General features: G+C 40.3%; 4 protein-coding genes and 1 pseudogene. 3 read left to right on the plus strand and 2 right to left on the minus strand.

Annotation, left to right across the window (positions count from 1 at the left end; genetic code table 11):
- A pseudogene (locus tag PX636_RS06425) lies at window positions 1–499 on the plus strand (hypothetical protein); the annotation flags it as partial.
- A gap of 30 nt (window positions 500–529) precedes the next feature.
- Window positions 530–1,906 carry an aldehyde dehydrogenase gene (locus PX636_RS06430; RefSeq protein ID WP_288116538.1) on the plus strand — a complete coding sequence of 459 codons (1,377 nt, stop codon included), beginning with the start codon at window positions 530–532 and terminating at the stop codon, window positions 1,904–1,906.
- Between the two features lie 11 nt (window positions 1,907–1,917).
- Here the strand turns inward: PX636_RS06430 and PX636_RS06435 are convergent, their stop codons facing one another.
- Window positions 1,918–3,327 carry an isochorismate synthase gene (locus PX636_RS06435; RefSeq protein ID WP_002797582.1) on the minus strand — a complete coding sequence of 470 codons (1,410 nt, stop codon included), beginning with the start codon at window positions 3,325–3,327 and terminating at the stop codon, window positions 1,918–1,920.
- Window positions 3,328–3,562: 235 nt separating this feature from the next.
- On the minus strand, window positions 3,563–3,967 hold the full coding sequence (locus PX636_RS06440; protein WP_002739790.1) for an NIL domain-containing protein: 405 nt from the start codon (window positions 3,965–3,967) through the stop codon (window positions 3,563–3,565).
- A 41-nt stretch (window positions 3,968–4,008) separates the two neighbouring features.
- Between PX636_RS06440 and PX636_RS06445 the strand changes: the two genes are divergently transcribed.
- On the plus strand, window positions 4,009–4,560 hold the full coding sequence (locus PX636_RS06445) for a thioredoxin family protein (RefSeq protein ID WP_288116539.1): 552 nt from the start codon (window positions 4,009–4,011) through the stop codon (window positions 4,558–4,560).
- Window positions 4,561–4,654: the final 94 nt, after the last annotated feature.

Here is a 4,654-nt window from a genome sequence, read left to right on the forward strand (position 1 = left end):
CGCAGCAATGGTAAATTTTAATACTGATAATGCCAAAATGCGTTATATTCGATCGCTTTTTTATGTCAATAATCAAGGATTACAAAAACGCTTACTCAATCTACAAGGTTCGATTATAGATTGTCAATTTAATGCCACTGGTAGTGATTTGTATTGTTTGTTAACCGAGTTAGTTACTAACAGTCAAGAGTACAAAGAAAAACCCTATTTTGCTAAAATAGATGTGAAGACCGGTCAAGTGACTCCCCTACTGGAATTAGCTGATTATCGTGATATTCACATTAGTTTATCTCCCGATGGTTTAGCAATTATTTTTGATCAACTTCGCACCAGTTATGATACTAATCCTACTAATCTCTTGACTACCGATTCGGGAGAAACAATTATCGGTGGTCGTTTGTGGATGTTAATTCCTCCCCTACAAGATGGAGTAAAAGCCAGTAAATCTGATTTAATTGAATTACCTCTAGCGGGAATTCGTCCCCAGTGGATGCCGTAGAATTTCATCATTAAGTTAGGAATTATTTCGATGCTGTCAAACTCAGAAAAATTAGCCAAATTGCGTCAGTACTTTGCCAGTGGTGCAACTCGTTCCTATCAATTCCGTCGTCAGCAGTTAGAGAAGTTAAAACAGGCAATCATTAAATATGAAGCAGAGATATATCGAGCTTTATATAGCGATTTAAAGAAAAGTCCCGAGGATTGTTGGGTTACTGAAAATGGCTTCCTTTTGGTGGAAATTAATACCGCTTTAAAAAATTTGCGCTCATGGATGCAACCCAAAACTGTTAAAACTAATCTCTTAAATTTCCCATCCTCCAGTCAGATTATTCGGGAACCTTTAGGAGTGGTTTTAATTATTGGTGCTTGGAATTATCCCCTCCAATTGTTATTAGTGCCTTTAGTCGGTGCCATTGCTGCCGGTAACTGTGCGGTATTAAAACCGAGTGAATTTGCCTCAGCGACGGAAAAATTAGTAGTTAAAATAATTGAAGAAATATTCCCCGAAGAATATGTGTTAATTGTCCCGGGAGATGGTGCGGAAGTAATTCCGAATATGTTAGACAGTTTTACCTTTGATCATATATTTTTTACTGGCAGTACAAGGGTAGGAAAAATTATTTATCAACTAGCGGCAGCAAAGTTAATTCCCGTTACTCTAGAATTAGGGGGAAAAAGTCCCTGTGTTATCGAAGCTGATGCTAATATTTCCGTGGCAACCCGTCGCATTGCCGTGACAAAATTCTCTAATTGTGGTCAAATGTGTATCGCAGCTGATTATGTTTTAGTACATCAATCCCAGCAGGAGAATGTGATCAGAGAATTAGTAAACACTATTGTTAATTTTTTCGGTAAAGATGCCAGATTAAGTGCTGATTATGGTAAGATAATTAATGAGAAACAATTTGATCGCCTGATTGACTTTCTCCAAGATGGTGAGATTGTTTTTGGAGGCAAAACCGATCGAGAAAATTTATATATTCAACCAACTTTATTAACTAATGTTTCCCTCGATGCTCCTATTATGCAAGGGGAAATATTCGGTCCAATTTTACCGATCATTGCCTTTAGCACTTTTGAGGAAGCTTTAGCAATTATTGCTAAAAATCCTAACCCTCTAGCTTTTTATCTGTTTACTACCAAGGCAAAGACCGAAAAGAAATGGTTAGAATCAGTCCAGTTTGGGGGAGGTTGTATTAACAACAATAGTTTTCATTTTACTAATCCTAGTTTACCCTTTGGTGGTCGAGGAAATAGCGGTATTGGTAGCTATCATGGTCATTTTTCCTTTGAGAATTTTAGTCACCAAAAAGCGATTATGAAAACACCTCTTTGGTTCAATCCCGCTTTAAAATATCCGCCTTTTAAGGGTAAATTAGACTTATTTAAGTTATTAGTTCGGTAACAAGCTACAGTTTAAGTTAAAGCTTTTAAGAGAGCTTGAAATTTAAGCTGAATTTCTGCTAGTTCTTTTTCCGGATCGGAACCGGCAACAATACCCGCACCGGCGTATAATCGCGCTCGATCGCCTTTAATTAAGGCCGAACGAATACCAACAATAAACTCACTATTATTTTGACAATCGATCCAACCCAAAGGAGCGGCATAAAGAGAGCGATCGAAGGTTTCATAATGACGAATTTGTGCTAAAGCGATCTCCGTGGGAACCCCAGCAACAGCAGGAGTGGGGTGTAGTTGGGCAACAATTTCGAGGGGATGGATGGAGGGTTTGAGTTTGGCATGGATAGGAGTCCAGAGATGTTGAATATTGGAGAGTTTTAACAATCTAGAAGGAGAATTTTGCGGATTTAAGCCAATTTGTCGCAGTTTTTGGTTAATAAAGTCACTAACGGCCCGATGTTCCCGTTGTTCTTTTTCACTAGCGAGGAGTTTATTGGCCAAGAGAGCATCTTCGATCGCATTTTCTCCCCGGGGAGCGGATCCCGCTAAAGCATCGGTGATTAATTGCCCCTGATGGACAGTTAACAAGCGTTCGGGACTAGCGCCGATAAAATGATCTCCCCGTCCATTGCCGAGGGAAAAAGTGTAGCAATCGGGATGACGCTGACGCAAATTATCGAGACAGTTTACCAGATGAAAAGGACGGGGAGAAATCACGTCAAGAGCGTGAGCGAGGACAATTTTGCTAAATTTTTCGGCGTGGATAGATTGGAGTGCATCGGCAACAGCCGCTTGAAAATTATAGGTAGGATGAATATAATAACTACAGGGATCCTGGTGGGGATTTTGTCGGCAATTGCTCGAGTTATTTTGGATAATTTTGAGGTTGTTGATAGTTTCTTCGAGGGAGTTTTCTATTTCTTTTTCGCCGGTGATTAGGAGATTGGTAAGGAAAAAATATTCCGACTGTTTTTTGATAATTTGAAACTTAGGCAGGGTTAGGGTAGCTGAGGGAAAGGGGGTAGCTCTTTCCGAGTCGAAAAAAGTGAAACTACAAAAGATGCGGGGAGTAATCTCGCTATAGTTATCAATTTTAATAATTCTTTGTTGACAGTTTTTAATAAATTTTTGAGCTTTTAAAAAACGTTGTTTGCCGTGGAAAGTGGCAGCAAAGGCGATGCCGTAGCCGAGAAAAGCGGTTTCTCGTTCGGGATTTTCCCAATAACAATGGGTGGCATAGCTAGAGGCAATCCGAGAGAGAATTTCTAGGGGATCAACGGGGGAAATTTTTTGACAAAAACTAACGATCGACGGATTTCCCTTTTCTGCGGCTAACAGTTGCGGGTTGAGGATAAAGTTATAGAGGCCGCGAAGATCAGCAATCGGACTATCAGGATAGGAAAGGCGAGGAACGGCAGAAGTCATGTCAAGTTTTTTGTATTTTTTGCAAAAAAACCATGATTAATGGTATGTAATCCCCACAGATGTGGCCAGAGTCAGCAATCTCTTTTTAACTATGGTATCGGAGAAAGGGTCTTTAGGCAGAAAGGGAAGGGGATATTTGTGACGATTAACCGCGTTGGAGACAAATGAAGGCTTAAAATCTCCAGAGATGGCTATTATTTAAATGGGCAAAAAAATTAATTTAATAACTGCTACTTTACAAGTTTGTGGAAATTGCCACCACGGGACAAGTGGGGATACATTGTTCACAAACCACACAACGGGAACGCAAAAACTTGAGACGAAAACTTTCGGGATCAAGGGTTAAAGCTTCCGTGGGACAAACTCCCGTACATAACCCACAATCGACGCATTTTTCTTCATCAATGACGATTTCGCGACTAACTTGGGAAACGCCAATATTTTGTAATTGTAACCATTCGATCGCCGCTTCTAACTCATCGATATCTCCCGATAATTCTAATACTAATGTTCCCACTTGATTGGGGGCAACTTGGGCGCGGATAATATTAGCGGCGACATTAAAATCCTTCGCCAGTCGATAGGTAACGGGCATATGGACGGCTTTTTTGGGAAAAGTGAGAGTAACGCGTTTTTTCATGAGGATAGGATAGGATAGGAATAATTTTTGAGAGACTATCCATGACAGCCACCACACCCACCAATAAAATCAGAAATCTGCTGCTGGCAGTAACGGCAGTTATTCTTAGTGTAGCGATTTTCTTCGGGTTTCAAACCACCGCTAGTTCTGTATCTTTGGAAGCGCAAGCGGAAAAAGCGACACCTTTCGATCTTGCCCTCAGCAATGGTAAACCCACCCTGACAGAATTTTATGCTAATTGGTGTACCAGTTGTCAGGCGATGGCCGCTGAAATTGCCGAAATTAAAAAACAATACGGTAATGCCATTAATTTTGTCATGCTCAACGTTGATAATAATAAATGGTTGCCGGAAATTCTCCGTTATCGTGTGGATGGTATTCCCCATTTTGTCTTTTTAAATAATCAAGGACAACCAGTTGCCCAAGCGATCGGAGAACAGCCAAAATCAATTTTAACCGCTAATTTAGAAGCACTTTTAACCAATTCTACCCTACCCTATGCCACCACTACGGGACAGGCTTCTGATTTTAATATCCTTGCGGGCGCTAGTCAAACCGATCCTCGCAGTCACGGCAGTCAAGTTAATCAGTAATCAGTAATCAGTTATCAGTTATCAGTTATCAGTGGAAAGCTCATGGCTGAAAGCTATCATTCAAGAGTCAACAGCTTATCAATAAGTACATTTC

Source organism: Microcystis sp. M53598_WE2, assembly GCF_030067735.1.
GTDB lineage: Bacteria > Cyanobacteriota > Cyanobacteriia > Cyanobacteriales > Microcystaceae > Microcystis > Microcystis aeruginosa.

Coding starts and splice junctions, on each gene's coding strand:
- PX636_RS06440 (WP_002739790.1), bottom strand. CDS start 3,967: ATGAAAAAACGCGTTACTCTCACTTTTCCCAAAAAAGCCGTCCATATG.
- PX636_RS06430 (WP_288116538.1), top strand. CDS start 530: ATGCTGTCAAACTCAGAAAAATTAGCCAAATTGCGTCAGTACTTTGCC.
- PX636_RS06435 (WP_002797582.1), bottom strand. CDS start 3,327: ATGACTTCTGCCGTTCCTCGCCTTTCCTATCCTGATAGTCCGATTGCT.
- PX636_RS06445 (WP_288116539.1), top strand. CDS start 4,009: ATGACAGCCACCACACCCACCAATAAAATCAGAAATCTGCTGCTGGCA.